We start from the raw sequence: 26,466 nt of genomic DNA, 5'->3' as shown, positions 1-26,466 counted from the left end.
GCCGTATGCCGTCGGGTGGCCGGTGCTGACCCGGCGCTGACCCGGCGCTGACCCGGCGATGACGCGGCGCGGACCCGGCGCGGACGGGGCGCCGCCCCCGGGACGGGCCCAAGGCATACGCCCTCGACGCTCGGGGTCTCGTGCCGGTCACGTTGCGGTATCGCGCCGCGGGTGCCGCACGAGCGCGGGTTATGGTTGCCGCAGGCGGCCTCAGGAGGCTGCCCACGGGTCCGCCCGACCACCTGCCCGCCCCAGCACCCAAGGCACTCCACGTGAGCGACAGCAACTTCGGCCCCCCGCCGGGCAACTTCAACGACGACGACTCGGGCTCGCCCCGACGCCCCGACGCGGCCACGCTGCCGCCCACCCGACGCCCGCTCGTCACGTCCCTCGTCGTGGCGGCCGCGCTGCTCGTGGTCATCGCCATCGCGGCGCAGTTCTGGACCGAGGTGCTGTGGTACCAGTCGGTCGGCTTCGCGGGGGTCTTCAGCACCCAGATCGTCACGAAGATCCTGCTGGGTCTCGTCGGTGGGCTGCTGACAGCGGCGATGGTGTGGTCGAGCATCCACTTCGCCTTCCGCAACCGTCCGATCTACGCCCCGTCGCCCGACACGCAGGCCATGGAGCACTACCGCCAGCTCGTCGAACCGATGCGTCGCACCGCGACGATCGCCGCACCGCTCGCGGTCGGCCTCTTCGCCGGTCTGTCGGCAGCGACGCAGTGGGACACCTTCCTGCTGTGGCGCAACGGCAGCCCGTTCGGCACCACCGACCCCGAGTTCGGCCTCGACATCGGCTTCTTCGTCTTCGACCTGCCGTGGATCAACTTCGTCGTCGCGTTCCTGACGATGATCCTCGTCATCGGCTTCATCACGGCCGCCTTCACGCACTACCTCTACGGGGGCATCGTCGCCGGCAACAAGATGCGCTCGACCCAGGCCGCCCGCGTGCACCTGTCGGTCATCGCGGCGGCCCTCGTGCTCGTGCGCGCCGTCGCCTTCTGGGTCGACCGCTACAACCTCGCGACCGCGCAGTCGACGAAGATCACCGGCATCCAGTACACCGAGTCGCACGCGATCATCCCGACGAAGGGCATCCTCGCGCTGGCCGCCGTCATGTGCGCGATCATGTTCCTCACGACGATCTGGACGCGCTCGTGGCGCCTGCCGCTCGTCGGCGTCGCCGTGCTGGCGGTCATCGTCGTCGCGGTCGGTGGCATCTACCCGGCCCTCGTGCAGTCGCTCAAGGTGCGTCCGTCGGAGAAGTCCCTCGAGGTCCCGTACATCCAGCGCAACATCAACGCGACCCGGGCGGCCTACGGCTTCAGTGCGATCAAGGTCGACTCGTACGACACGAAGACCGTCGCGGCGCCCGGCCAGCTGCGTGGCGACGCGGCCACCGTGCCGGGCATCCGACTCATCGACCCCAACGTCGTCGGCCCGACGTTCAAGCAGCTCGAGGCGAGCAAGGGCTACTACCAGTTCGCCGACGTGCTCGACGTCGACCGCTACCAGATCGAGGGCAAGTCGCAGGACACCGTCATCGCGGCCCGCGAGCTCGACCTCAGCGGCGTGCCCGACGGCCAGCGCAACTGGCTCAACGACCACACCGTCTACACCCACGGCTACGGCGTCGTCGCGGCCAAGGGCAACACGCGGGAACCCGACGGTCGTCCGACCTTCATCGAGTCGCAGATCGGCACCGAGGGTGCGCTCGGGAAGTACGAGCCGCGCATCTACTTCGGCGAGAACTCGCCCGAGTACTCCATCGTCGGCGGCAACAAGCAGGAGTTCGACTACCCGGACCCCCAGGGCACCGGGCAGATCAACTACACGTACGCCGGCGTGGGTGGCGTGCAGCTCGACGCCGTCCGGCGCCTTGCGTATGCCGTGAAGTACCGCGAGATCAACTTCCTCCTCTCCGACGCGGTGACCAACGACTCGCGCGTCCTCGACCACCGAACGCCGCGTGAGCGCGTGCAGCGGGTCGCGCCGTGGCTGACGCTCGACGGCAACGCCTACCCCGCGGTCGTCGACGGTCGGGTCCAGTGGATCCTCGACGGCTACACGACGTCGGCGAACTACCCGTACTCCCAGACGACGACGCTCGACACGGCGACCGAGGACGCCGTGACGAGCACCCGCAACTCGGTGCGTGCTGTGCAGGCCGGCCAGGTCAACTACGTCCGCAACTCCGTCAAGGCGACGGTGGACGCCTACGACGGCACGGTGACGCTCTACCAGTGGGACGAGCAGGACCCGGTGCTCAAGGCGTGGATGTCGATCTTCCCGGGCACGGTCAAGCCGCTCAGCGACATCAAGGGCTCGCTCATGGCGCACCTGCGCTACCCGGAGGACCTCTTCAAGGTGCAGCGCACGCTGCTGGAGAAGTACCACGACCAGGACGCAGCGTCGTTCTACGGCGGCCAGAACTTCTGGCGCGTGCCCGACGACCCGACGCAGCCCGCCGACAACCTGCTCCAGCCGCCGTACTACCTCTCGCTCGCGATGCCCGACCAGTCGAGCCCGGCGTTCTCGCTGACCTCGACCTTCATGCCGACCGGTGACCGCAACGTGCTCTCGGGCTTCCTCGCCGTGGACGGCGACGCGGGCAGCCAGGACGGCAAGAAGTCGTCGGCCTACGGCAAGATGCGCCTTCTCGAGACGACGGGTGGGTCGGTCAACGGCCCCGGTCAGGTCTACAACGACATGCGGACCTCGACCGTCACCTCCAACGACGCGTCGCTCGGTCGCCAGCTGACCCTCGCGCAGTTCATCTCGACGACCTCGTCGACCGGGGCCAGCGTCATCTTCGGCAACCAGCTGACCCTGCCGGTCGGTGGGGGACTGCTCTACGTCCAGCCGATCTACGTCCAGGCCCGATCGAGCGGCTCGGGTACCTACCCGCGCCTCTCGGCCGTGGCGGTCGCCTTCGGCGACAAGATCGCCTGGGCCGGCTCGCTCGATGCGGCTCTCAACGACCTCTTCGGTGGTTCGTCGGGTGCGCAGGCCGGTGACACCGGCACGACTCCGACTCCGACCCCGACTCCGACACCGACACCGGGCAGCACGGCGACGCCGACGCCGACGCCGTCGTCGACCGCGACGCCCGGGAGCCCGGACGCGGCGGCGCTGTCGAAGGCGCTCAAGGACGCCCAGGCGGCGTACGTCGAGGGCGAGGCTGCTCTCAAGCGGGGTGACTTCGCCGCCTACGGTCAGGCGCAGGCCAAGCTCAAGGAGGCCCTGACGCGCGCGGTCCAGGCCTCACCGCGGTCGGCGCCGACCGCGACACCCTGACCGACCGATCTCGATCACGACCTGTGGCAGCACGCGAATCGCGTGCTGCCACAGGTCGTTCCGGCGTCGATCACGCTGGATCGGAGCACGACCGGGCCTCGATTTGGTCCTGCGCGAGGTTTCGCGTAACGTTGCTCTTGCCGACGCGGGGTGGAGCAGCTCGGTAGCTCGCCGGGCTCATAACCCGGAGGTCGCAGGTTCAAATCCTGCCCCCGCTACTGATCGCGTCAGCGACACGAAGGGCCCCAGAGAGATCTGGGGCCCTTCTTCGTTCCCGGGCGGAGCCACTGGCGCGACGACGTCCCGTCGCGGCAGGCTGGGCCCGAGGCGCCGCGTCCGGTGGTGCACGCTGAGGGGGCACCGTGGTGGAGGAGACAGCCCGGGAGCGGGCCACGAGACTCATCGCCCGGGGCAACCCGGCTGGCCTGCTCTACGGCGCCATCATCACCGGCGCCGTCATGAGCGCGACCGCGAACCACGCACCGTCGACGGGGCGCGTCGTCGTCGCGGCGGTCTTCGTCCTCGTCGTCTACTGGCTCGCCGACGTCTACGTGCGGGCCTTCTCCGACCAGTTCATCCACGCCGGGTCGCCGTTGCCCCGGCGGATGGCCGCCGCGGTGCGCCACGAGTCCCGGGTGCTCCTCGGGGGCGTGCCCGCCCTCGTCGTCGTGCTCGTCGCGACCCTGCTCGGCGCCGATACCGCCCTCGCGGTGAACCTCGCCCTGTGGCTCACCGTCGTCGAGCTGGGTGCGGTGGGCTACCTCGGGGCGCGCGCCGTCGGCTCGAGCCAGCGCACGGCCTTCCGGGAGTCGCTCGCTGCAGCGCTCCTGGGCGTCGTCATGGTCGCGGCCAAGACGTTCCTGCACTGAGCTCCGCCACCGGTCGCCGGCACTCCGCCGGAACCCTCTGCGGAGCGCGACGCGCCGCGAGGTTCAGGACCCCTGGACCAACGACCCCAGGGACCTCAGGTAGCGGCTCGCGACGAGGCGCTGGGCCCGGCGCCCGACGGGGCCGCTGAGGCGCGCCAGGGCGCCGTCCGGGCGTGAGAACGCGCGCACCGTGAAGGTGACCGCGCCGTCCTCCCCGAGCGACACGACGAACGACTCCTCGCCCGCCTCCGGGTGTCCCGGGAGCGTGCCGTAGGCGAAACCGCGACGCCGCGGTCCCTCGACGACGTCGACGACGCGTACGGGGGCCCGGAGGGACAGCGGCCCGGGGCCGAGGCGCAGGTCGGCGACGACGGCGGGCAGCACGATGGGGCTGGAGGCGACCACGCGCACGCCGGCGCCGCGCTGGACGGCCCACCCGAGCAGCGCCTCCGTCGCACGGTCGAGGGCGTCCGGGCCGTGGCCGACGACGGCGCGCCGTCGCAGGTGCCCGTAGCCCGCCGGGAGGGGCCCCTTGCGCAGGCTGGCGCCCACCTCGGGATAGGTCAGCGGCGCCAGCGCCAGCTCGGCGAGGCGGTCGCCCGCGAGGAGGAGGGGCCCGTTCATGCGCCCAGCATGCCCGATCGTCGCGGTCGTGCGACGAGGACGGCTCATCCACAGGAGGTCCGCGCGTCGCCCGGCCTCACCCCTCGTCGCGTGCACAATGAGCGCGTGCTGCTGACCATCACGACGACGGCGACGGGGACCACGGTCGCGAGCGACCTCGGCTACCTGCTGCACAAGCACCCGGACCGTGTGCAGGCCTTCGAGCTGCCGGTCGGCACGGCACACGTCTTCTACCCCGAGTCGGACGAGCAGCGGTGCACCGCAGCGTTGCTGCTCGAGGTCGACCCCGTCGGCATCGTCCGGGGCAAACGCTTCGGCGGCGACGGGTTCGCGCTCGCCCAGTACGTCAACGACCGTCCGTATGCCGCGTCGTCGATGCTCGCGGTGGCGCTCGGCAAGGTGTGGGGCACGGCGCTCAAGGGACGGTGTCCGGCCCGACCGGACCTCGAGGGCGCCGCCCTCCCGCTCACCGTCGCCGTGCCGGCGCTGCCCTGCTCGGGTGGCGTGGACCTCGTCCGGCGGCTCTTCGCGCCCCTCGGCTGGCAGGTCCGGGCCGACGCCGTCGCGCTCGACCCCGAGGTGCCGCGGTGGGGCGACTCGCGCTACGCCGACGTGACGCTGACGGGCACCATGCCGCTCGCCGACGCCCTGAGCCACCTCTACGTGCTCCTGCCGGTGCTCGACGGCGCGAAGCACTACTGGGTCAGCACCGACGAGGTCGACAAGCTCGTCCGGAACGCCGGCGCATGGCTGGGCAGCCACCCGGAGCGCGACCTCGTCACCCGTCGCTACCTCAAGCACCAGCGCGTGTTCGTCGCGGAGGCCACCGAGCGCCTCGACGCGCTCGACGACGTCGCCGCCGAGTCGCTGCAGCCCGAGCCGACCACCGTCGGTGACGGTGTCGAGCCGGCGACCCCGCTCGTCCGACTCCGGTCCGCCGCCGTCCTCGCCGCCCTGCGCGACACGGCCTCGCACCGCGTCGTCGACCTCGGCTGCGGCGAGGGCGCGCTGCTGCGCGAGCTGCTGGCCGACCCCGCGTTCACCGAGGTCGTCGGCGTCGACGTCGCGGCCGGTGCCCTCGAGCGTGCCGAGCGCCGGCTGGCGCTGGAGCGGATGCCCGACAGCGTCCGTGCGCGCCTGACGCTGCGCCAGTCGTCGGCCACCTACCGCGACCGCGCGCTCGAGGGCTTCGACGCCGTCGTCCTCATGGAGGTGGTCGAGCACCTCGACCCCGACCGGCTGCCGGCCCTCGAGCGCAGCGTCTTCGGCCACGCGCGCCCGATGGCGGTCGTCGTGACCACGCCGAACGCCGAGTTCAACGTGCGTTACGAGCGTCTCGAGGCCGGCGCGATGCGCCACCCCGACCACCGGTTCGAGTGGACCCGTGCCGAGTTCGGGCAGTGGGCCTCGGCCGTCGCCGAGACCCACGGGTATGCCGTCGAGCTGCGTCCCGTGGGCGAGGTCGACCCGGAGGTCGGGTCACCCACCCAGCTCGCCCTCTTCCGACGCGTGGACCTCCGTCCGGACTCCACGGCCGACGCCGGCCTGACGAGCGAAGGTGGTGCGGCATGACGACGATCGCGATCCCGGAGCTCGCCCTCGTCGCCCTCGTCGGGGCATCCGGGTCGGGCAAGTCGACGTTCGCGGCACAGCACTTCGGCCGCTTCGAGGTCATCTCGAGCGACTTCTGCCGTGGCCTCGTGTCCGACAACGAGAACGACCAGGCGGCCTCGAAGGACGCCTTCGACGTGCTCGCCTACATCGCCGGCAAGCGGCTCGCCGCCGGACGGCTCACGGTCATCGACGCGACCAACGTCTCGAAGGACGCTCGGCGCCAGCTCGTCGAACTCGCCAAGGCGCACGACGTGCTGCCCGTCGCCGTCGTCCTCGACGTGCCGGTGGCTGTTGCCGTCGAGCGCAACCGCGAGCGGCCCGACCGCGACTTCGGCGCCCACGTCGTCAGACGGCACCACGACCAGCTCCGTCGGTCACTCAAAGGCCTTGGGAGAGAAGGCTTCCGCAAGGTTCACGTGCTGAGCGGCGTCGACGAGATCGCCTCGGTCGAGGTGATCCGCGAGCGACTGCTCAACGACCGTCGCGACGAGCACGGCCCGTTCGACGTCATCGGCGACGTGCACGGCTGCCGGGTCGAGCTGGAGCAGCTGCTCGACCGGCTCGGCTACGCGATGGTCCGCGACGACGAGGGGCGAGCCGTCGACGCCGAGCACCCCGAGGGCCGCCGTGCCGTGTTCGTCGGCGACCTCGTCGACCGGGGTCCCGACACCCCGGGGGTGCTGCGCCTCGCCATGGGCATGACGGCGGCGGGGCACGCCCTCGCGGTCCCGGGCAACCACGAGCACAAGCTCGTCCGCGCGCTCGACGGCGCCCGCGTCCAGGTGAGCCACGGGCTCGAGACGACGCTCGCCCAGCTCGAGCAGGAGCCCGCCGAGTTCCGCACGGCCGTGCGCGACTGGTGCTACGGCCTGGTGTCGCACCTCGTGCTCGACGACGGCCGGCTCGTGGTCGCCCACGCGGGGCTCAAGGAGGCCTATCACGGACGGGCCTCGGGGCGGGTCCGGTCCTTCGCCCTCTACGGCGACACGACGGGGGAGACCGACGAGTTCGGGCTGCCCGTCCGCTACCCGTGGGCGCGCGACTACCGCGGCCGGGCGATGGTCCTCTACGGCCACACGCCGACGCCCGACCCCGAGTGGGTCAACAACACGATGTGCCTCGACACCGGGTGCGCCTTCGGCGGTCGCCTCACGGCCCTGCGCTACCCGGAGAAGGAGGTCGTGCAGGTCGCCGCCGAGCAGGTCTGGTACGCGCCGTCCAAGCCGTTCCCGGTCGCCGGCGGGGGCACCGGAGCTGCGGACGACACCCGCGCCGGGCAGGCCCGTGGCGACGACGACCTCGACCTCACGGACGTCCTCGGGCGCCGCGTCGTCGAGACGGCCCACCACGGGCGCATCTCGATCCGCGGCGAGAACGCCGCCGGCGCGCTCGAGGTGATGAGCCGCTTCGCCGTGCACCCGCGCTGGCTCGGCTACCTGCCGCCGACCATGGCGCCGGTCGCGACGTCGCGGCGCCCCGACCTGCTCGAGCACCCCGACGAGGCCTTCGGCGCCTACGCCGAGGCCGGCGTGGGTGAGGTCGTGTGCGAGGAGAAGCACATGGGCTCGCGAGCCGTCGTGCTCGTGTGCCGCGACGCCGCCACGGGAGCCCGGCGCTTCGGGGCCCGGTCGGGCGAGACCGGGGTCGTGCACACCCGCACGGGTCGGTCGTTCCTCGACGGCCCGCTCACCGAGTCCCTCCTCGCGCGGGTGCGGACGGCCGTGGGGGAGGCCGGGCTCTGGGACGAGCTCGGGACCGACTGGCTCCTGCTCGACGCCGAGCTCCTGCCGTGGTCGCTCAAGGCCGAGGCGCTGCTGCGCGAGCAGTACGCCTCCGTCGGCGCGGCGGCACGCGCCGCGCTGCCGGCTGCCGTCGACGTGCTCGAGCGGGCTGCCGGCCGCGGTCTCGACGTCGCGGCCCTGCTCGGTCGCACCACGGCACGACGGGCCAACGCCGAGGCGTTCACGGCGGCATACCGCCGGTACTGCTGGGACGTCGACGGTCTGGACGGCGTGCAGCTCGCGCCCTTCCAGCTGCTCGCGGGCGAGGGCAGCACGTGGCACGAGCGCGGGCACCGGTGGCACCTCGACCGCATCGACCGCCTCGTCGACGCCGACCCGACGACATTCCGCACGACGCGCCGTCTCATCGTCGACACCGCCGACCCGTCGTCGGTCGCGGCCGGGGTGCGGTGGTGGGAGGACCTCACCGCCTCGGGTGGCGAGGGCATGGTCGTCAAGCCGGCCGCCGGCCTGCTGCGCACCCGCGCGGGTCTCGTGCAGCCGGGCCTCAAGGTGCGCGGCCGGGAGTACCTCCGCATCATCTACGGACCCGACTACACGGTGCCGCACCACCTCGAACGGCTCCGGGAGCGCAACCTCGGGCACAAGCGGTCCCTCGCCCTGCGCGAGTACGCGCTCGGGCTCGAGTCCCTGGAGCGACTGGCCCGGGGCGAGCCGCTGTGGCGCGTCCACGAACCCGTCTTCGCCGTGCTCGCCCTCGAGTCGGAACCGGTCGACCCCCGACTCTGACGCATTCCCCTGCCACGCCGGGCACACGTCTGGGACATCCGCTGTCTCGGGGTCCGGCACGCAGGAGGTGCGTCATGACAGCGAGCACGCGTCAGACAGCCGTGCGTCGGCCGTCCCACCTCACTCGGGACAGCGGCCGCCCCGGGGTGCGCGCCCGGCTCTCCGCCGCGGCTGCGATGCTCGTGCTCATGCTCGGATCCGTGGTGCTGTCGGCGCAGTCGTCGGCCGCAGCCACGAGCTCGGGCCGCGCGATGTGGGTGTGGTCGTGGGCCGACGCGGGGTCCGTGGTCCAGCTCGCCCAGTCCCGTGGCGTCGGGACGCTCTTCGTGGGCGTGCCGCCCGACCTCGCGACGAGCCCGCCTCACCCTGCTCGACCGGCTCGTGGCCGCCAGTGGTGGCCGCCCCGTCGAGGCGGACATCCCCTTCTGGTTCGGCCAGGTCAAGGCCGGCAAGAAGTCGACCCTCGACACGGAGACGATGGGGCGCGTCTGGGCGGTGACGATCATGGCCTACCGCAACACGGCCGCCGGCCCGGACGGCACCCTCGCCATCGCCGCCGCCGAGCTCAGGACCGCAGCGGCGCTCGGCAGGCCCGTCCGGATCGGCCAGGAGACGAACGACCTCGGGACCGACCCCACCGAGGTCAAGCAGACCTTCTACGGCCAGACCCAGACACGGATGAACGACCAGCTCGCCCAGGTCGACTCGGGCGCCGCGGCCTACGCGACGTACGCCGGCGTGCGGTCCACGACGCGACGGGGTATGCCGCGATGGCGCCGTGACGGCGGACTGCGCTGTGAGGGTGCGGTGACCAGGGACCGGACGCGGCGGCATACGCGAGCGGTCCACGTCGTTGTCCCGGTGACGTCGCCCGTCGGGCGGCCCGGGCAGCAGGAGGCACCATGAAGGCCATCGTCATCGACCGGTTCGGCGGACCCGAGGAGCTGCACGAGGCACAGCGGCCCGACCCGCAGCCGGCCCCCGGGCAGGTCCGGGTCCGGGTCGAGGCCGTCGGGGTCAACCCCGCCGACGGCAAGGCGCGCAGCGGCCTCATGGCCTCGCCGGACACGACGTTCCCGCTCGTGCCCGGTCTCGAGGCGGCCGGTGTCGTCGACGCGCTGGGGGACGGCGTCACCGACGTCGCCGTGGGCGACCGGGTCGTCGGCTTCGCGGAGGGCGGTGCCTACGCCGAGCTCGCCGTGCTGAGCACGTATGCCGTCATGCCCGACGCGCTCGACGCCACCGTCGCGGTGTCGCTGCCCGTCGCGGGCGAGACGTCCCGACGCGTCCTGCGCCTCCTGGGCGTGCAGCCCGGCGAGACACTCCTCGTGCACGGGGCCAGCGGGGTGGTCGGCGAGGTCGCGACCCAGCTCGCCGTCGCGGGCGGTGCCACCGTCATCGGCACGGCCTCGGCCGCCAACCAGGAGCGTGTCGCGGCCCTCGGCGCCACGCCGACGACGTATGGCGACGGCTGGCTCGACCGCGTGCGCGCCCTGGCGCCGAACGGGGTGGACGCCGTGCTCGACGCGAGCGGCGCCGGAGTGCTCGACCAGTCGGTCGAGCTGCTCGGCAGCCCCGACCGGCTCGTCACGATCGCCGACCCGGCCGCCTTCACCACGGGCATCACCTTCAGCGGCACGTCGCAGCGTTTGGCGCAGGAGCTCGCCGACCTCGTGGCCCAGCGGGCGTCCGGCGCCGTCACGACGACCATCTCGCGCGTGCTGCCGCTCGCCGAGGCGGCCGCGGCGCAGGCGCTCAGCGACAGCGGCCGCGCCGGCGGCAAGCTCGTGCTCGTCCCCTGACCTCGGGCACCCTGCGCCTCAGCGCGAGAGGCTGCGGACGGGCAGCTCGAACCACCTGAGGTGGTCGAAGTCGACGTTGACGTGCGCCTCGTCGCACCGCTCCGGCGTCGCAGCGGCGAGGACGGCACGCGCGTCGTCGAGGTGTCCGGCGAGTGCGTCCTCCCCAGCCCGCTCGAGCTGCGCCGGGTAGGTCAGGTGGCCCTGCTCGAAGCTCACCTGGTGCAGCCGTAGCGGGGGCTCGACAGGCCCGTCCTGGTGGCGCCAGAGCCCTGTCGCGGGCTCGAAGTCGTAGTCGCCGAGCAGTCGCCAGCCGTCGCGGGCCACAAGGCGGACGGCCTCGATGACGTAGTCGGCGACGACGTCGGAGATGAAGTAGTTGAAGTTGACCCGGACCCAGCCGGGCTTGATGCCCTCGCAGCCGCGCCCGATCTCGCGCTCGAACTCGTGCGAGCGCTCGAGGTCGATGCCCAGGAGGTAGTGGCCGTAGGGCCCCGCGCACGAGCAGCCGCCGCGGGCCTGGATACCGAAGAGGTCGTTGAGCACGGCGACGACGAAGTTGTGGTGGAGGTAGCGCTCGCCCTGCGCGTGGACGACGAAGGAGACGATCGACAGGCGCTCGGCCTGGAGGTTGCCGAGGATCTCGATGGCGGGCTCGTCGCGCCAGGCCGTGACCGCGCGCTGGAGGAAGTGGTCCTCGCGGGCGCGGATGGTCTCCACGCCGACGGCCTCCTTGAGCTTGAAGACGAGCCCGGCGCGGATGGCCTCGATGATGGCGGGCGTGCCGCCCTCCTCCCGGTGCGCGGGGTCGGGGAGGTAGTCGTGGGCGTCGGGGTTGACGTAGGCGACGGTCCCGCCGCCGGGCACGTCCGGCACCCGGTTGGTCATGAGTTCGCGGCGCACGACGAGGACGCCGGGCGTGCTCGGGCCACCGATGAACTTGTGCGGGCTGAGGAAGATGGCGTCCTTGTATGCCGTCGGGTCGGCGACGCCCCGGCCGCCCCGGCCGTACATCTCGATGTCGACGTACGGCGCGGCCGCGGCGTAGTCCCAGAACGCGAGCGCGCCGTGCGCGTGGAGCAGGGAGGAGATCGCGTCGGTGTCGGTGACGATGCCGGTGACGTTGCTCGCGGCCGAGAACGAGCCGATGAGCAGGGGCCGGTCGGCGTGCTCGACGAGACGCTCGCGGAGCACCTCGATGTCGACGTGCCCGTCGAGGTCCTGCGGGATGACGACGACGTCGGCGACGCACTCGCGCCACATCACCTCGTTGGAGTGGTGCTCGTAGGGCCCGATGAAGATGACGGGCCGCTGATCGGCGGGCACGAGATCGCTGGCGTGCCAACGGTCCTCGAAGTTCGACGGGATGCGCAGGCCGAGGATGCCGACGAGCTTGTCGATGGCCCCGGTGCAGCCCGAGCCGGCGAAGACGACGACCGTCTCGTCGTCACCACCCACGGCGTCGCGGATGGTGCGCCGGGCGTCCTCGCGCAGCCGCGTCGTCTGCAGCCCGGTGCCAGAGCTCTCGGTGTGGGTGTTGGCGTAGCGGGGGAGCACCTCGTCGCGGATGAAGTCCTCGATGAAGGTCAGGCCGCGGCCCGACGCGGTGTAGTCCGCGTAGGTGACGCGGCGTGGGCCGTAGGGGCCGTGCATCACCTGGTCGTCGCCGATGACGCTCGCGCGGATCGTGGTCAGCAGGTCGTTCTCCGGGACTCCAGCCATGACCCAAGCATACCGCATGGTGATGCTAGCCAAGAAGAGCATAACTATTAGTTACATGAGATGCAGAGCGCGTCGAGGGTGCGGTTATGTGAGCGGCACGACGCACACGACCGTCCCGGTGCCGCCCTGCGACACGGCACTCGTGAACGCGCGCGTCGAGCCGTGATCGGCGCAGATGCGGCGGACCGAGGAGTCGTCGGTGAACGCTTCTCGCTGCACGAAGACGACCCTGCCCAGAGCGGACGGGTCCGAGCAGTCGACGGCCCGCACGTCTCGGGCCGGGTCCGCAGTGACGCACTGGCCCGTCGAGATGTCCTGGGCGGCATCGTCGGAGGTCACGGCGCGGAAGACCAGAAAGGCCAGGACCGCAAGCAGTAACGGGCCGAAGCGCCGGAGGCTCGAGGCGTGTGCAGGCTTCGGCATGGAGCCGTCCTGTGGCGAGTCGGTCAACGTGAGGACTCCAGTCGTGGCGGGGTGGTGGCGGGAGGTGGCCCCCGCATTCTGCACGTACTCGACGCCCAGGTGTTGCGTTCACGACTCGTCACCTCCCGCGCTCCGTCGCATAGGGTCGATCCGTGACAGCGATCTCCTATCCGCTCGCGGAGCACACGCTCGCCAACGGCCTGCGCGTCATCGTCAGCGAGGACCACACGGTGCCCAACGTCGCGGTGAACCTGTGGGTCGGCGTCGGCTCCCGCCACGAGACCCCCGGACGCACCGGCTTCGCTCACCTCTTCGAGCACCTGATGTTCCAGGGCAGCCGCGACGTCGCGTCGGGCGAGCACTTCTCGGCCCTCATGGACGAGGGTGCCCGGCTCAACGCCACGACGTGGTTCGACCGCACGAACTACTTCGAGACGGTGCCGACCGGTGCACTCGAGCTCGCGCTGTGGCTCGAGGCCGACCGGCACGGCCACCTCCTCGACGCCGTGACGCAGGAGAACCTCGACAACCAGCGCGACGTCGTCAAGGAGGAGAAGCGCCAGCGCTACGACAACGTGCCCTACGGCTCGGCGCTCATCGACATCTACGCGACCGCGTTCCCCGAGGACCACCCCTACCACCACCCGACGATCGGGTCGATGGAAGACCTCGACGCCGCGACGCTCGAGGACGTCCACGCCTTCTTCCGCGCGCACTACGGGCCGAACAACACCGTCCTCACCCTCGTCGGCGACGTGACCCCGGAGGAGGGCTTCGCCGCTGCCGAGACGTACTTCGGCGGCCTCCCGGCCATCGAGCTGCACCCGCGGGAGCGGCACGCGCAGCTGCCACCGCTCTCCGAGCCGGTCCGGCTCGACCGCGTCGGTGACGTCCCCAACGACCGGATCTACGTCTCCTTCCGGCTCCCCGTCGACACGACCCCCGACTACCTCGCCTGCCAGGTCGCCGTCGACGTGCTCGGCGGACTGGCGAGCTCTCGGCTCGTGCGCCGTCTCGTCCGCACCGACGAGACCGCCGTGGCCGTGGGCGGCTGGACGATGGGACTCGTCGACGGCGTCGGCCTCGGCACCATCACCGTGGACGTGTCCGCAGGCGCCGACGTCGAGAAGGTCGAGGCCGCGGTGTGCGAGGAGATCGGCCGCTTCATCGACGAGGGGCCGGATGCCGCCGAGCTCGAGTCGGTCATCGCCGACACCGAACGCTCGTGGCTGAGCGCGCTCGCGAGCATCGAGGAGCGCGCCGACCACATCAGCCACCACGCGCTGCTCACGGGCGACCCGGCATACGTCAACACCTTCGTCGAGCGCATCCGCGCGGTGACCGCAGAGCAGGCCCGCGCCGCCGCGGCGGCGTGGCTCGACCCCGCGTCGCGGGCGGTCGTGCGCTACCTCGCCGAGACGAGCAAGGACGCTGACCAGTCCGACGACACCGACCGCACCGACAAGGACTCGGAGGAGGCCGCATGACCGCCGTCGCCCGCCCCGTCGTCGCACCGCCCGAGCCGTGGGACTTTCCCGAGGGCAGCGCCCACGACCTGCCCAACGGCCTGCGCCTGCTCACCTACGACGTCCCCGGCCAGTACGTCGTCTCGGTGCGCCTCGGCCTGCCCGTGTCGCTCCGGGACGAGCCGCGCGAGCGCGAGGGGGTGGCCTCGATCATGTCCCGCACCCTCGACGAGGGCACCGACGAGCACACGGCTGAGGAGTTCGCCCGGCTGCTCGAGCGCAAGGGTGTCAGCTTCGGCGCGGGGATGGCGGACGCCGGTCTCTCCCTCGACCTCGACGTCGTCAAGGGCAACCTCGAGCCCGCGCTCGACCTGCTCCGGCAGATCCTCACCGAGCCGGCCTTCCCGCAGACCGAGGTCGCCCGCCAGGTGCGCACCCGTCTCGCCGAGATCGAGCAGGAGCGCTCGGTCGCCGCGCACCGCGCCGGGCTCGAGTTCGTCCGCACGTTCTACGCCTCCGACGACCGCTCGTCCCGGCCCACGGGCGGCACGCGCGAGACCGTCTCGTCGATCACGCGAGACGACGTCGTGGACTTCCACGCGGAGCACGTCGTCGCCGCCGGCGGCACGGTGGTCGTCGCCGGGGACCTCGACGGGCTCGACGTGCCGGCCCTCGTCGAGGCCGCCCTCGGTGGGTGGGCCCACGGTCCGCGGGACCGGGAGCGCTACCTCCAGCACGCCGCCGTCCTCGCGCCCGACCGCGGTCGCATCGTCCTCGTGTCCCGCCCGGGCTCGGTGCAGACCGAGTTCGTCATCGGGGCGCCAGGACCCGACCGCTCCGTCGAGGGTGGGTGGGCGCCCTACCCGGTGCTCGGCTTCGTCCTGGGAGGCTCTCCGAACGCTCGCATCGACGCCGTCCTGCGCGAGGAGAAGGGCTACACCTACGGCATCCGGTCGAGCTTCCGCCCGCGGCGTCGCGGCGGTGTGTTCCTCACGTCCGGCTCCGTGCGCGCCGACTCGACCGCGGAATCTCTGAGGCTCCTCGTCGAGATCCTCGAGAGCGGCCGGGACGGGTTCAGCGACAAGGAGATCCGCTCCGGTGTCGACTTCATCTCCAAGACCGCGCCGGGTCGCTACGCCACCGCTGACTCCATCGCCGACGAGGCGGTGGGCATGGCTCTCGACGGTCGCACCACGGCGTTCACGACCGACAACCTCCGCGACCTCGCAACCGTCGACCGCAGCCGGGTCGAGGCGGCCTACGCCCGCTTCGCCGGAGGAGCCGGCATCGGCAGCGGCGAACCCGGAGCCGGGTGGACGATCGTCGTCGTCGGCGACGCCGCGGCCCACCTGCCAAGCATCGAGGCCCTCGGCCTCGGCGACGTCACCGTCGTCACCGACGCCTGACCCCGGAACGACCTCGCGGTCGAGGTGATGCCGACACCCGGGTGCGTCTCGGCATCACCTCGAACCAGGGGACTGTGTGTCGGTCGGCTGGAGCGGGCGCTCCATGACGTAGTCGTCCTCGTACACACCTCCGACGAGGAAGCGCTTGGTGCCGACTCGGTCGAAGCCGCTCTTGCCGTAGAAGCGCTGGGCGCGCTCGTTCTGCTGGTTGACGCCCAGCCACACGCCGGCGGCGCCGGAGTCGCTTGCCCAGTCCAGGGCCCGGCTCATGAGCAGCGCGGCAGCGCCCGTGCCATGAGCCTGCGGCAGGACGTAGATCTTGGACAGCTCGACGGTCGGGCGGAGCCGGATCGCGGCGCTGACGTCCTCGTCCCGTGGGTCGCCGGCAACGAGCATCGCGTACCCCAGTGCGGTCCCGTCGCGCTCGGCCAGGAGGACGTGGCGGTGGGCGTCGGTGACGTAGTCGGTGAAGCGGGCGGGGGAGAGGACCTCCTCGACGAACGCCTCGACACGGTCACGCGTCATCGACGGCGGACACGCGAGCACGAACGTCGCTGCGGCGACCTCGGCCAGCGCTGGCACGTCAGCCTCGCGGGCAGGGCGGACCGATGCGACGGGGACCGCCGGGGCGGGTACCGCGGAGTCGGAGGAGTCGGCGGGGTCGGGGGAGTCGGTGCTCATGCCGAAAGGCTATGCCGCCCAGTGCATCCCGCCCAGTGCATCCCGCCCAGCGCGGCCTCAGGCAGGCGAGGTGCCGATGCGCGAGAGCACCTCGTCGTGCAGCAGGCCGTTGGTCGCGAGCGCGTTGCCGCTCCAGCAGCCGTCCTTGCCGTCGAGTCCGGTGAACCGCCCACCGGCCTCCTGCACGATCGCGACGAGCGCGGCCATGTCGTGGACGGCGAGCTCGGGCTCGGCCGCGATGTCGGCGGCCCCCTCGGCCACGAGCATGTAGGACCAGAAGTCGCCGTAGGCACGGGTCCGCCAGCAGTCGTCCATGAGGTCGAGGAAGTCGTCACGCCGCCCGCGCACCCGCCAGCCGGCGAGCGACGAGTACGACAGCGACGCGTCGCCGAGCCGTCCGACCTGGGACACCGAGATGCGCTTGGCCGACGACAGGGAGCGGCCGCTCCAGGCGCCTGAGCCGGTCGCGGCCCACCAGCGACGCTGCAGGGCCGGCGCGGCGACGAGGCCCAGCACCGGGACGTTGTCGACGACGAGGCCGATGAGCGTGGCCCACACGGGCACGCCGCGGACGAAGTTCTTCGTGCCGTCGATGGGGTCGATGATCCACCGCCGCGGACCGTGCCCGGTCGTGTCGAACTCCTCGCCCTCGACGGCGTCACGCGGGCGGGTGCGCTTGAGCTGCAGCCGGACGAGCTCCTCGGCGGCCCGGTCGGCGTCGGTGACGGGCGTGAGGTCCGGCTTGCTCTCGACGACGAGGTCGGCGGCACGGAAGCGTGCCATCGTCACCCTCTCGACGGCATCCGCGAGGACATGGGCCAGACGAAGGTCGTCGTCGTAGGAGGTCACCGGCTCAACCTAGCGGCATCGGTCCGAGCAGTGGCGCTGAGCCCGGCGACGAAGGTCGCTGCGGCTCAGTGCTCCTCGGTCGTGCTCCGGCTGCTGAGCAGGCGACGCAGCGACTCGAGACGTGACGCGCCGGCCGGTCCGGCGTGACCGTCGGCCACCCAGGCGTCGAGCGCGCACTCCTCCTCGTCGTGCGTGCAGCCGCGGGGGCAGTTGTCGGTGCCCTCGGCGAGGTCGGGGAAGTGGTCGATGATGTGGTCGACGTCGATGTGGGCGAGTCCGAACGACCGGATGCCCGGCGTGTCGATGACCCAGCCGTCGTCGGAGCCGTCGGCACCGTGCAGCCGCAGTGCCACGGCGTTCGTCGATGTGTGGCGCCCGCGGCCGGTCGTGTCGTTGACGACGCCGGTGGCGCGCAGGGCGCCGGGGACGAGGCCGTTGACGAGAGTGCTCTTGCCGACGCCGGAGTGCCCGACGAGAACGGAGACCTTGCCGGAGAGCCTGGCGCGGAGGTCCTCGAGGCCGGAGAAGTCGCCGTCCTTCCACGACGTCACGACGTGCTCGACCTCGAGCGGCGTGTAGTGCGCGAGGAAGTCGCTCGGGTCGACGAGATCGGCCTTCGTCAGCGCGAGCAGCGGCTCGAGGTCCGCGTCGTAGGCCGCGACGAGGCAGCGGTCGACCATGCGCGGCCGCGGCTCGGGGTCGGCCAGGGCCGTCACGATGACGAGCTGGTCGGCGTTGGCCACGATGATCCGCTCGTAGGGGTCCGTGTCGTCGGCCGTGCGTCGCAGCACCGACCGACGCTCCTCGATGCGCACGATGCGGGCGAGCGCGTCCGGACCGCCAGCCAGGTCGCCGACGAGGGCGACGTCGTCACCGACGACGACCCTCGTGCGGCCGATCTCACGGGCCTTCATGGCCGTGACGACGCGCTCGGGCTCCTTCTTGCCGAGCGAACCCTTGGGGATGAGGCACGTGTAGCGGCCACGGTCGACGCCGATGACCATGGCGACGACGGCGTCCGCGTGGGCGGGCCGCTCCTTCGTGCGGGGCCGGGACCCCTTGCGACTGGGGCGGACCCGGATGTCTCCCTCGTCGAGGTCCCGCCAGCTCATCGAGTGAGCACCACCGGGCGTGAGCCGTCGAGCATGCCCTGCCACAGCCCGACGAAGTCGGGCAGCGTCTTGCGCGTCGTGTCGATGTCCTCGACGTGCACGCCGGGCACGCGCAGTCCGATGATCGCGCCTGCGGTGGCCATGCGATGGTCGTGGTAGGTGCGGAACCGGCCACCGTGCAAGGGTGCCGGCGAGATGCGCAGCCCGTCGTCGGTCTCGGTGACGTGCGACCCGACCCGACCGAGCTCTGCCGTGAGGGCCGCGAGACGGTCGGTCTCGTGACCGCGGATGTGGGCCACGCCCCGGATCCACGTCGGCGTCGACGCGAGCGCTGCGAGAGCAGCCACCGTCGGGGTCAGCTCGGCCGCGTCGTGCAGGTCGATGTCGATGCCGACGAGCTCACCGCTGCCGACGACCGTGAGTCCCGAGCGGTCGAGGCGCACGTCGGCGCCCATGGTGTCGAGGATCTCGCGGAGGAGGTCGCCGGCCTGGGTCGTGTGCTGGGGCCATCCGGGCACCCGCACCGTCCCGCCGACGACGAGGGCCGCCGCGACGAAGGGCCCGGCGTTGGACAGGTCCGGCTCGACCGACACGTCGAGGGCGTTGATCTCGGACGGCTCGACACGCCAGGTGTCGGGCTCGCTGTCGTCGACGATCGCGCCCGCGTCGCGCAGCGTCTCGACCGTCATGAGGATGTGCGGCTCGCTCGGCACCGGCTTGCCGTCGTGGTGCACCGTGACGCCCTCGTCGTAGCGTGCCCCGGCGAGGAGCAGCGCCGAGATGAACTGCGACGAGGCCGACGCGTCCATCGTCACCGACCCGCCCGGCACCCGTCCGCGCCCGTGGACCGTGACCGGCAGGTGCCCGTCGTGGTCGTCGACCTCGACCCCGAGCGCGCGCAGCGCGTCGGTGACCGGCCCCATCGGGCGCACCCGCGCCTGGGGGTCGCCGTCGAGCCGGACCGGCCCGTCGGCGAGCGCCGCCACGGCGGGCAGGAAGCGCATCACGGTGCCCGCCAGGCCGCAGTCGACCGTCACGTCACCGCTCAACGTCTCGGGCGGCGTCACCACCCAGTCGAGCACGCCGCCGACCGCACCGACCCCACCGCTGCCGGACTCACCTTCCGGCGCGACGTCGTCGATGCGTACGCCCAGGGCGCGCAGCGCGTCGGCCATGAGGAGCGTGTCACGCGAGCGCAGTGGCGCCCGCAGCCGTGAACGGTCGCTGGCCAGTGCGGCGAGCACGAGGTAGCGGTTGGTCAGGGACTTGCTACCCGGCAGGACGACCGTGGCATCGAGCGGTCCGGGCGCGAGCGGCGCCGCCCAGTCGGGCTCCTCGGTCAGGGTGGCGCCGTCGGTGGCGCCGTCCGTCACGGACATGGGGTGGGGCGATGGATCAGCGGGACTCAACTCAGCTCACGACGTCCTGGGCTCGATGGGCGAGCAGGCGCGCCTCACGCTTGGCGGCCCGCTGGGCGTGACGGGCCTCGCGGCGCGTCGTCTTCGTGGCGTGCTGGGCGCGCCAGGCCAGGCCCGGCTTGCCCTCGGTGTCGACGGCGGCGAGGAGCAGGCCGCCGAGCAGGCCGACGTTCTTGAGGAAGAGGCTGCGGCTCTGCGCCTTGCGGGTGGGGTCGGTCTCCTCCCAGAAGGCGTGCTCGATCGCCGTCGTCGGCACGACCGAGGCGGCGAGCACCGTCGAGGCGAGCCGCGGCATCCGACCGGAGGCGAGCAGGAGCCCCCCGCCGAGCAGGGCGGCGCCGTTGATCCGGACGAAGAGGTCGGGGTCCTTCGCGGCGACCTCGGCCCCCGGCACCTGGCCCGGCACCTTCTGGAGCAGGTGGGCGGCCTGGTCGGTGCGCGCAGCCGGGTGGCGGAGCGCCTCCACGCCGGCGGCGACGAAGACGGATGCGAGCAGCGGGCGGGCGAGACGACGGACGATCATGCGTTTTCCTCCTCTGGCCGCGACCCGTTCGAACGCGTCGTGACCATCGTGGACCTGTGGACACCTACGGTATCGACATACCCGCGGCGCAGGACGTGCCGCCCACGCTGGCCCTCGCGGTCGTCGCGGTCGTGACGGACGCGTATGCCGTCACGATCCATGTCGCCGGCCACCCGGCATACGCTGTGGCGCATGTGCGGGAGGTATGCCGCGAGCGCGCGGCCCGACGAGCTCATCGAGGCCTTCGACGTCGACGAGGACCACACCGACGAGCCCGCGCGCAGCGTGCTCAAGAACCCCCAGAGCCCGCCGGCCGGCGAGCCCGACTGGAACATGGCCCCGTCCAAGCAGGCGTTGGTCGTCCTGACCCGGAGGCCTCGCGGCACCGGAGGCACCGACGGCGCAGACGAGGAGGCCGTCCCCGCCCGGCAGCTCCGGATGCTCACGTGGGGTCTGGTGCCGGCGTGGTCCAAGGACGTCTCGACGGGTCTGCGCATGACCAACGCGCGCGCGGAGTCGGTGCTCGGCAAGGGTGCCTTCGCCAAGGCCGCCCTCTCGCGCCGCTGCCTCGTGCCGGCCGACGGGTGGTACGAGTGGCAGGTCTCGCCGACCGCGGTCGACGCCAAGGGCAAGCCGCGCAAGCAGCCCTTCTTCATCCACCGCGCCGACGGCGCCCCCGTCGCCTTCGCCGGGCTCTACGAGTTCTGGCGCGACCGCGAGCTGCCCGAGGGCGACCCGGCGGCGTGGTTGACGACCTTCACGATCATCACGACCGCCGCCGACCCCGGCATGGACCGCATCCACGACCGCCAGCCCCTCGTCCTCGAGCCCGCCCAGTGGGAGCACTGGCTCGATCCCGACGAGAAGGACCCGGGCTACGTCCAGGGCGTCCTCGAGTTCGCCGCGCCCGGACGCTTCGAGGCGCACCCGGTCAGCCGTGCGGTGGGTGCGACGCGCAACAACGGTCCCGCCCTCGTCGAGCCCGTCCCCGAGTCCGAGCTCGAAGGTGTCGTAGACCCGATGACCGGTGAGGTGGTCGGCGCGTGAGCGCACCGGCCCGTGAGGCGGTCCGCGAGATCGAGACGCCCGGTGGGCCCGGACGCGCCCACATCCAGCGACCCGCACGCCCACGCGGCACCGTCGTCCTCGGCCACGGCGCCGGGGGAGGGCTCGGAGCGATCGACCTCGCGATCGCCCGCGAGGTGCTCGTCGGCGCGGGCTGGGCGGTCGTGCTCGTCGAGCAGCCGTGGCTCGTGGCCGGTCGCAAGGTGGCCGGTCGCCCGCCCACGCTCGACGTCGCCTGGGTGCCGATCGTCGAGGCGCTCATGACCGGCAGGGGCCGCCTGCCGCGCCCCCTCGTCGTCGGCGGCCGCAGTGCGGGCGCGCGCGTGGCGTGCCGCACGGCCGGACCGCTCGAGGCCGATGCCGGCCTCCTGCTCAGCTTCCCCCTCCACCTGCCGGGTCAGCCGGAGAAGCTGCGCGCCCACGAGCTCGCGCTCGCGCCAGAGCCGTCATGGGTGGTTCAGGGCACCAAGGACACGTTCGGCACGCCCGACGAGGTGCGCGCGCACCTGCCGGTGGGCACGACGCTCGTCGAGGTACCCGGCGCGCACAGCTTCCCGAAGGGCTCGCGCAGCGCCCTCACCGAGGCTCTCGGCACGATCGCGGGAATGCTGCCCGGCTAGGTGTCGTTGCACGGAGCATGGTCACCTGCCCCACCCGTGAGCCCGAGAGCATCGCGACCGTGCCGACCGAGCACGGTCTGCTGACGCAGCCCACCGGTCTAGGCTGGGAGGCGATGGCAAAGGACAAGAAGACCGATCCGAGCGCCGCCCTGCGGCTGACGGACCCGAGCACCGACACGAGCGCGACGACCCGGGGGGCGACGCCTGCACCGTCCGACCCCGACGACCTCGCGCGCGCCGATGCGACCGTCGACGTCGCGAGCGAGAGCGAGCACGAACGTCGAGCGCGCTTCGAGCGCGAGGCGATGCCCCTGCTCGACCAGCTCTACAGCGCTGCTCTGCGCACGACGCGCAACCCGAGCGACGCCGAGGACCTCGTGCAGGAGACGTTCGCCAAGGCATACGCCGCGTTCCACCAGTACAAGCCGGGCACCAACCTCAAGGCGTGGATGTACCGCATCCTCACCAACACCTACATCAACAGCTACCGCAAGAAGCAGCGCCAGCCCCTCGAGTCCGACTCGGCCGAGATCGAGGACTACCAGCTGGCGCGGGCCGAGTCGCACACGTCGGTCGGGCTCCGGTCCGCCGAGGCCGAGGCGCTCGACCACCTCCCCGACAGCGACGTCAAGCGCGCCCTGCAGGCGATCCCCGAGGAGTTCCGCCTCGCGGTCTACTTCGCCGACGTCGAGGGCTACGCCTACAAGGAGATCGCCGAGATCATGGACACGCCCATCGGCACCGTCATGAGCCGCCTGCACCGCGGCCGCCGTCAGCTGCGCGAGCTCCTCTCGGAGTATGCCGCCGACCGCGGTTTCGCGGCGGCCGGCACCTCCGAGGGTGCGGCGATGAGTGCGGGGATCGCTGCTGGCACGGAAGGAAGCCGGTCATGAACGACCACACGACGGGTGGACAGGGTGCGTCGGACAGCGCGATGACGCGCACCGACTGCTCCGAGGCGTTGCTGAGGGTCTACGAGTACCTCGACGGCGAGCTGGGCCCCGACGAGTGCGCCAAGATCCAGGCGCACCTCGACGAGTGCGGGCCGTGCCTCAAGGAGTACGACCTCGACACGACCCTCAAGTCCCTCATCAAGCGTTCGTGCGAGTGCGAGCAGGCGCCGGAGGCGCTGCGCCTGACCATCATGTCGCGCATCTCGATGACCATGATCCAGGTCGACCGCGGCTGAACAGCGGCCCACGACGTCAACGTCGGGTCCCACGGACACGACGAAGGCCCGCCCCGAGCTGCTCGGGTGCGGGCCTCTGACGTCTGCGGCTCAGGCGTTGGGCTTGCGGCCGTGGTTGGCGGCGTTGCCCTTGCGGGAGCGGCGCTTGCGGGCGCGCTTGCTCATCGTCGGCTCCTAATGGGTCGTACAGTGGTCTCGGGCCCCGGTGCGGGACACGAAGACCCGATTCTTCCACATCCTGCGCGAGTGGCCAATTTGGTCGCAGGTTTGCCCTGCAAACCTTAAAATCTTCGTATAGATCCGGCATGGGTACGCCGGATCTGCTTCCGTGCGCCCGCGCGCGCAAGGCATCCTGTGCATTGAGGGAAACCTCTGTTGTTCTGTGCTGCCGCAGCAACGCCCCTCCATGGCGCACGCATCCGGAACATCCATCTATGAAGGAGCCCCCACATGTTCGCTGCCCTCCTGTCGGCACTCGCGTCCAACGACCTCGCCACCCGCGCCATCATCTCCCTCGCTGGCGTCTGGGGCTGGACGGGCGGCTGAGCACTCTGCCTTGCCGGACGGCGTCGGGACCCTCGCTAGGTCCCGACGCCGTGGCACTACCGTGGCTTCCGTGACGACAACGGCCATGGCGAGCGCCCAGTCGCGCTGGCTCCCGTACTATCTGGCGCTCGTCGTCACGACCTCGCTTACCGTCGGTGTCTCCTCCTGGTTCCTGTTGCCTCGGCCGTCCTTCGGCCCGCTCGTCCTCCTCTGCATCATGGGCCTGGTCAGCTATCAGATCCGCGAGCCGGAGCTGGGTCTGCGCATCAGCTTCTCCTTCCTCTCGATCATCCTCGTGGCCTCGGCCGCGATCGTCGGGATGTTCGGTGCCTGGCTGGTCGGAGCCCTGTCCATGCTCGTTGACAGGGAGCAGCCACGTCGGAGCGTCACGATGTTCAACGCGGCGATGTGCAGTCTCCTCGGCGCGAGCAGTGCTCTCACGTACGCGCTCCTCGGCGGCGTCGAGGGAGACGCGATGGTCGGCATGGGACCGGTCAGGCTTGCCTCCGATGTCGGCTGGCCCCTGCTGGCCGCTGACATCGCCGCCTGCCTGGTCAACGCGGCACTCCTGTCCGGTGTCATCAGCCTCGACAAGCGCGTGCCCTTCTGGGTGCAGATGCGGCAGGTGCTGACCGGTTCGGGTGTCGCCTACGTCGGCTACGGCGTCATCGGTCTGCTCTTCGTCATCCTGTGGTTCCCTGCAGGACTCGGCGCCTTCAGTGCATTGCTCGTCCTCGCGCCGCTGCTCGCGGCCCGGTGGGCCTTCATCCAGTTCGGCGAGGAGCTGCGCTCTCACGAGCGGACCGTCGACACCCTCGTCACGGCGCTCGGCACCAAGGAACCCGCCGCCGTCGGACGGAGTCGTCGGGCTGCTGCACTTGCGGAGTGGGTCGCCGAGGGGCTGGGCCTGCCGCCCGGCCAGATCGGCACGGTCCGCTACGCCGCGACGCTCCACGAGATCGGACACCTGGGAGTGGCCACCCGCCTGCTCCGCCGGGCACCGTCCTCGCTCAGTCCTGCCGAGCGGCGCGTCATCGACGGCCACAGCGTCGTGGGTGCCCGGATGATCGAAGGGATCGACTTCCTCGAGGACGCCCGATCGGGCATCCGCCACCAGCACGAGCGTTTCGACGGGAGCGGGCGACCTGACGGCCGGGCCGGGCAGGACATCCCCATCGCGGCGCGAATCGTGGCCGTGACGTCGGCCATCGACGAAGTCGTGCACGCGTCCGACGCCGGCGCCGGCGCCGGCGCTGGCGTCACCGTCGCTGACGTGGCGCGCGCTCTGAGCGCCGACCCGGGTCGGTTCGACCCCGACGTCGTGGCGGCGGCGATCGCCGCCCTGGACCGGCACGGGCTGCCGACGTCCGCACCCGCGGAGGCGGCGACGTGAACGGTGCTCTCCGTCGCGAGCCGGTCGCCGGATTCTTCGGCGTCCTCGGCCTCGTCGCGTCTGTGGCGGTCGCGATCCGAAGCGGGGACGTCCCCTCGGCGCAAGACCTCACGACCATCTGGTTCGTCGCCGTGTTCGCCGTGGCGATCGTGGTCGGTGAGTGGTTCCACGTATCCGCACCCGGATTCCGCGAGGCAGCCCCCATTTCCATGGGCGCTGCCTTCGGACTGGCACTGACCACGGAGCTGCCCGGGAGGGTGCAGCTGCCTTATGGCGCCCCACTGGTGCTGGCGGTCACAGCCGCGTCCATGGCGCTCGGCACCACCGTGCGCGTCGTCGCCGGGCGCGACACGAGCCTCGTCGACGCGGCCGGGCGCTTCGTGGCGATCCTCGCGGTGACGCTTGTCTACCGCGTCGCCGTCCTGGGCCAGAGTCCCGGCGCCACGCTGCGCGAGGGCTCGTACGCCCCGTGGCAGCAGGCACTCCTGCTGCTCGGGATCTGTCTGCTGGCCCTGGTGACCGATGCCCTCTTCACCTCGCTTCTGCAAGGGCTTGCGGTCGGCGCCAACGTGCGCCGGATCTTCGTCGAGGAGTTCCGATCCTCGTTCGCGCTGTCGATCGCCGTCGCGGTCACCGGCGTCCTCATCGCGCTCGCCGCCCCGCCCCTCGGCATCGTGGCCCTGCCGCTCTTCCTCATCCCGCTCGTCCTGACGCTCTTCGCGTTCCGGCGCTACGTCAGCATCCGCGCCACCTACCTCCAGAGCATCCGGACGCTCTCGCGCCTCACCGACGCCGCGGGCTACACCCCGTCCGGGCACTCCGAGCGCGTGGCGGCCCTGTCGGTCCAGGTGGGCCGCGAGCTGGGCCTGTCGGAGCGCGAGCTGCTCGACCTCGAGTACGCCGCGCTGCTCCACGACATCGGACAGGTGGCCCTCGTCGAGCCGATCCCCGGTGGCGCCACCGTCCTCGCGGCGCCGGCCGACCAGCGGCGCATCGAGGCCGACACCGTCGCCATCGTCCGAGAGACCGGCGTCTTCGAGGGGGTCGCGCGGATCCTCGAGCACCAGACGACGCCCTACCGCCAGGTGCGCGAGCTCGGCGAGGAGATCCCCCTGACGAGCCGCATCGTCAAGGTCGTCAACGCCTACGAGGACCTCACGGCGGGGGCCCGCAGCGCTCGGGCGCGTGAGGCGGCCGTCGAACGCATCTACCTCGGACTCGGCTACGAGTACGACCCGCGCGTCGTCGACGCCCTCCTCAAGTCCCTCGGCTCCTCGGCCCACGCCTGAGACAGGGGTCACACCGCGCCGGAGGCCCTTG

At 71.9% G+C, this 26,466-nt stretch carries 23 protein-coding genes and 1 tRNA gene; 15 read left to right on the top strand and 9 right to left on the bottom strand.

Translation table 11 applies throughout. The annotated features are described in order from the left end of the window. Positions 1 to 272: 272 nt before the first annotated feature. The 3 genes from ASH01_RS01980 to ASH01_RS01970 all read left to right on the top strand — a co-directional run bounded on the left by ASH01_RS01980 (position 273) and on the right by ASH01_RS01970 (position 4,165). The gene (locus ASH01_RS01980) at positions 273 to 3,296 is read left to right on the top strand and encodes a UPF0182 family membrane protein (protein WP_056770700.1); all 3,024 of its coding nucleotides are present in this window, start codon (positions 273 to 275) and stop codon (positions 3,294 to 3,296) included. 144 nt (positions 3,297 to 3,440) lie between these two features. Further along, positions 3,441 to 3,514: transfer RNA gene (locus tag ASH01_RS01975), tRNA-Met, on the top strand. A gap of 144 nt (positions 3,515 to 3,658) precedes the next feature. Next, on the top strand, positions 3,659 to 4,165 hold the full coding sequence (locus ASH01_RS01970) for a hypothetical protein (protein WP_156415377.1): 507 nt from the start codon (positions 3,659 to 3,661) through the stop codon (positions 4,163 to 4,165). Positions 4,166 to 4,228: 63 nt separating this feature from the next. Here the strand turns inward: ASH01_RS01970 and ASH01_RS01965 are convergent, their stop codons facing one another. Next, a complete protein-coding gene (locus tag ASH01_RS01965) occupies positions 4,229 to 4,789 on the bottom strand; it encodes a DUF1990 family protein (protein ID WP_056770693.1) in 561 nt (186 codons plus the stop codon). 105 nt (positions 4,790 to 4,894) lie between these two features. Here ASH01_RS01965 and ASH01_RS01960 point away from each other — a divergent pair, with 105 nt between their 5' ends. The 4 genes from ASH01_RS01960 (at position 4,895) to ASH01_RS01945 (ending at position 10,736) form a co-directional block, all read left to right on the top strand. Beyond that, complete coding sequence (locus ASH01_RS01960; RefSeq protein ID WP_056772555.1) at positions 4,895 to 6,361, top strand: 3' terminal RNA ribose 2'-O-methyltransferase Hen1; 1,467 nt, start codon at positions 4,895 to 4,897, stop codon at positions 6,359 to 6,361. Then, positions 6,358 to 8,934, top strand: coding sequence for a polynucleotide kinase-phosphatase (locus ASH01_RS01955; RefSeq protein WP_056770692.1), 2,577 nt, complete (start codon positions 6,358 to 6,360; stop codon positions 8,932 to 8,934). Before ASH01_RS01960 ends, ASH01_RS01955 begins: the two co-directional genes overlap by 4 nt. A gap of 306 nt (positions 8,935 to 9,240) precedes the next feature. Continuing rightward, entirely contained in the window at positions 9,241 to 9,840 is a 600-nt protein-coding gene (locus ASH01_RS01950) for a hypothetical protein (protein ID WP_056770689.1), read from the top strand. Next, a complete protein-coding gene (locus tag ASH01_RS01945; RefSeq protein WP_056770686.1) occupies positions 9,837 to 10,736 on the top strand; it encodes an NADP-dependent oxidoreductase in 900 nt (299 codons plus the stop codon). Before ASH01_RS01950 ends, ASH01_RS01945 begins: the two co-directional genes overlap by 4 nt. Before the next feature lie 18 nt (positions 10,737 to 10,754). Here the strand turns inward: ASH01_RS01945 and ASH01_RS01940 are convergent, their stop codons facing one another. Both ASH01_RS01940 and ASH01_RS01935 read right to left on the bottom strand, forming a co-directional pair. After that, positions 10,755 to 12,455, bottom strand: coding sequence for an aminotransferase class V-fold PLP-dependent enzyme (locus ASH01_RS01940; RefSeq protein WP_056772553.1), 1,701 nt, complete (start codon positions 12,453 to 12,455; stop codon positions 10,755 to 10,757). Positions 12,456 to 12,539: 84 nt separating this feature from the next. After that, positions 12,540 to 12,878, bottom strand: coding sequence for a hypothetical protein (locus ASH01_RS01935; RefSeq protein WP_156415375.1), 339 nt, complete (start codon positions 12,876 to 12,878; stop codon positions 12,540 to 12,542). A 152-nt stretch (positions 12,879 to 13,030) separates the two neighbouring features. Between ASH01_RS01935 and ASH01_RS01930 the strand changes: the two genes are divergently transcribed. Together ASH01_RS01930 and ASH01_RS01925 are read left to right on the top strand one after the other, a co-directional pair. After that, positions 13,031 to 14,365, top strand: coding sequence for a M16 family metallopeptidase (locus tag ASH01_RS01930; RefSeq protein WP_056770681.1), 1,335 nt, complete (start codon positions 13,031 to 13,033; stop codon positions 14,363 to 14,365). Further along, positions 14,362 to 15,750, top strand: coding sequence for a M16 family metallopeptidase (locus ASH01_RS01925; RefSeq protein WP_056770678.1), 1,389 nt, complete (start codon positions 14,362 to 14,364; stop codon positions 15,748 to 15,750). The genes ASH01_RS01930 and ASH01_RS01925 overlap by 4 nt, the downstream gene beginning before the upstream one ends. A 54-nt stretch (positions 15,751 to 15,804) precedes the next feature. Here ASH01_RS01925 and ASH01_RS01920 read toward each other — a convergent pair whose 3' ends face one another. The 5 genes from ASH01_RS01920 to ASH01_RS01900 form a co-directional block, all read right to left on the bottom strand. Beyond that, positions 15,805 to 16,431 (bottom strand): GNAT family N-acetyltransferase, encoded by a 627-nt coding sequence (locus ASH01_RS01920; RefSeq protein WP_082619343.1) that lies wholly within the window; start codon positions 16,429 to 16,431, stop codon positions 15,805 to 15,807. A 57-nt stretch (positions 16,432 to 16,488) separates the two neighbouring features. After that, positions 16,489 to 17,280, bottom strand: a complete 792-nt coding sequence (gene hisN, locus ASH01_RS01915; protein ID WP_056770676.1) for a histidinol-phosphatase — start codon at positions 17,278 to 17,280, stop codon at positions 16,489 to 16,491. 65 nt (positions 17,281 to 17,345) lie between these two features. After that, positions 17,346 to 18,392 (bottom strand): ribosome small subunit-dependent GTPase A, encoded by a 1,047-nt coding sequence (gene rsgA / locus ASH01_RS01910; protein WP_020143035.1) that lies wholly within the window; start codon positions 18,390 to 18,392, stop codon positions 17,346 to 17,348. Further along, complete coding sequence (aroA, locus tag ASH01_RS01905; RefSeq protein WP_056770675.1) at positions 18,389 to 19,771, bottom strand: 3-phosphoshikimate 1-carboxyvinyltransferase; 1,383 nt, start codon at positions 19,769 to 19,771, stop codon at positions 18,389 to 18,391. The genes rsgA and aroA overlap by 4 nt, the downstream gene beginning before the upstream one ends. A gap of 31 nt (positions 19,772 to 19,802) precedes the next feature. Further along, positions 19,803 to 20,333: a DoxX family membrane protein gene (locus ASH01_RS01900; protein WP_056770672.1), complete on the bottom strand. Its 531-nt coding sequence runs from the start codon at positions 20,331 to 20,333 to the stop codon at positions 19,803 to 19,805. 192 nt (positions 20,334 to 20,525) lie between these two features. Here ASH01_RS01900 and ASH01_RS01895 point away from each other — a divergent pair, with 192 nt between their 5' ends. The 4 genes from ASH01_RS01895 to rsrA are packed head-to-tail and all read left to right on the top strand — an operon-like array spanning position 20,526 to position 23,207. Then, positions 20,526 to 21,380, top strand: a complete 855-nt coding sequence (locus tag ASH01_RS01895; RefSeq protein WP_056770669.1) for an SOS response-associated peptidase — start codon at positions 20,526 to 20,528, stop codon at positions 21,378 to 21,380. Then, entirely contained in the window at positions 21,377 to 22,018 is a 642-nt protein-coding gene (locus ASH01_RS01890) for an alpha/beta hydrolase family protein (protein ID WP_056770668.1), read from the top strand. Before ASH01_RS01895 ends, ASH01_RS01890 begins: the two co-directional genes overlap by 4 nt. A 17-nt stretch (positions 22,019 to 22,035) precedes the next feature. Further along, complete coding sequence (locus ASH01_RS01885) at positions 22,036 to 22,911, top strand: sigma-70 family RNA polymerase sigma factor (protein WP_056770664.1); 876 nt, start codon at positions 22,036 to 22,038, stop codon at positions 22,909 to 22,911. After that, positions 22,908 to 23,207, top strand: a complete 300-nt coding sequence (gene rsrA, locus ASH01_RS01880; RefSeq protein WP_056770661.1) for a mycothiol system anti-sigma-R factor — start codon at positions 22,908 to 22,910, stop codon at positions 23,205 to 23,207. Before ASH01_RS01885 ends, rsrA begins: the two co-directional genes overlap by 4 nt. 90 nt (positions 23,208 to 23,297) lie before the next feature. On the opposite strand, the gene ASH01_RS23970 is transcribed toward rsrA, so the two are convergent. Continuing rightward, entirely contained in the window at positions 23,298 to 23,372 is a 75-nt protein-coding gene (locus ASH01_RS23970; RefSeq protein ID WP_369791897.1) for a 50S ribosomal protein bL37, read from the bottom strand. Positions 23,373 to 23,823: 451 nt separating this feature from the next. Between ASH01_RS23970 and ASH01_RS01875 the strand changes: the two genes are divergently transcribed. Both ASH01_RS01875 and ASH01_RS01870 read left to right on the top strand, forming a co-directional pair. Further along, entirely contained in the window at positions 23,824 to 25,146 is a 1,323-nt protein-coding gene (locus tag ASH01_RS01875; RefSeq protein ID WP_056770656.1) for an HD-GYP domain-containing protein, read from the top strand. Further along, entirely contained in the window at positions 25,143 to 26,435 is a 1,293-nt protein-coding gene (locus ASH01_RS01870; RefSeq protein WP_056770653.1) for an HD-GYP domain-containing protein, read from the top strand. Before ASH01_RS01875 ends, ASH01_RS01870 begins: the two co-directional genes overlap by 4 nt. The last annotated feature ends 31 nt before the right edge of the window (positions 26,436 to 26,466 follow it).

It is taken from the genome of Terrabacter sp. Soil811, assembly GCF_001429655.1.
Classification (GTDB): Bacteria; Actinomycetota; Actinomycetes; order Actinomycetales; family Dermatophilaceae; genus Terrabacter.
This window is presented reverse-complemented; position numbering and strand designations above follow the sequence as displayed.

Coding starts and splice junctions, on each gene's coding strand:
- ASH01_RS01965 (WP_056770693.1), bottom strand. CDS start 4,789: ATGAACGGGCCCCTCCTCCTCGCGGGCGACCGCCTCGCCGAGCTGGCG.
- ASH01_RS01955 (WP_056770692.1), top strand. CDS start 6,358: ATGACGACGATCGCGATCCCGGAGCTCGCCCTCGTCGCCCTCGTCGGG.
- ASH01_RS01945 (WP_056770686.1), top strand. CDS start 9,837: ATGAAGGCCATCGTCATCGACCGGTTCGGCGGACCCGAGGAGCTGCAC.
- ASH01_RS01940 (WP_056772553.1), bottom strand. CDS start 12,455: ATGGCTGGAGTCCCGGAGAACGACCTGCTGACCACGATCCGCGCGAGC.
- ASH01_RS01935 (WP_156415375.1), bottom strand. CDS start 12,878: ATGCCGAAGCCTGCACACGCCTCGAGCCTCCGGCGCTTCGGCCCGTTA.
- ASH01_RS01925 (WP_056770678.1), top strand. CDS start 14,362: ATGACCGCCGTCGCCCGCCCCGTCGTCGCACCGCCCGAGCCGTGGGAC.
- ASH01_RS01920 (WP_082619343.1), bottom strand. CDS start 16,431: ATGAGCACCGACTCCCCCGACCCCGCCGACTCCTCCGACTCCGCGGTA.
- rsgA (WP_020143035.1), bottom strand. CDS start 18,392: ATGAGCTGGCGGGACCTCGACGAGGGAGACATCCGGGTCCGCCCCAGT.
- aroA (WP_056770675.1), bottom strand. CDS start 19,771: ATGTCCGTGACGGACGGCGCCACCGACGGCGCCACCCTGACCGAGGAG.
- ASH01_RS01900 (WP_056770672.1), bottom strand. CDS start 20,333: ATGATCGTCCGTCGTCTCGCCCGCCCGCTGCTCGCATCCGTCTTCGTC.
- ASH01_RS01895 (WP_056770669.1), top strand. CDS start 20,526: ATGTGCGGGAGGTATGCCGCGAGCGCGCGGCCCGACGAGCTCATCGAG.
- ASH01_RS01885 (WP_056770664.1), top strand. CDS start 22,036: ATGGTCACCTGCCCCACCCGTGAGCCCGAGAGCATCGCGACCGTGCCG.
- rsrA (WP_056770661.1), top strand. CDS start 22,908: ATGAACGACCACACGACGGGTGGACAGGGTGCGTCGGACAGCGCGATG.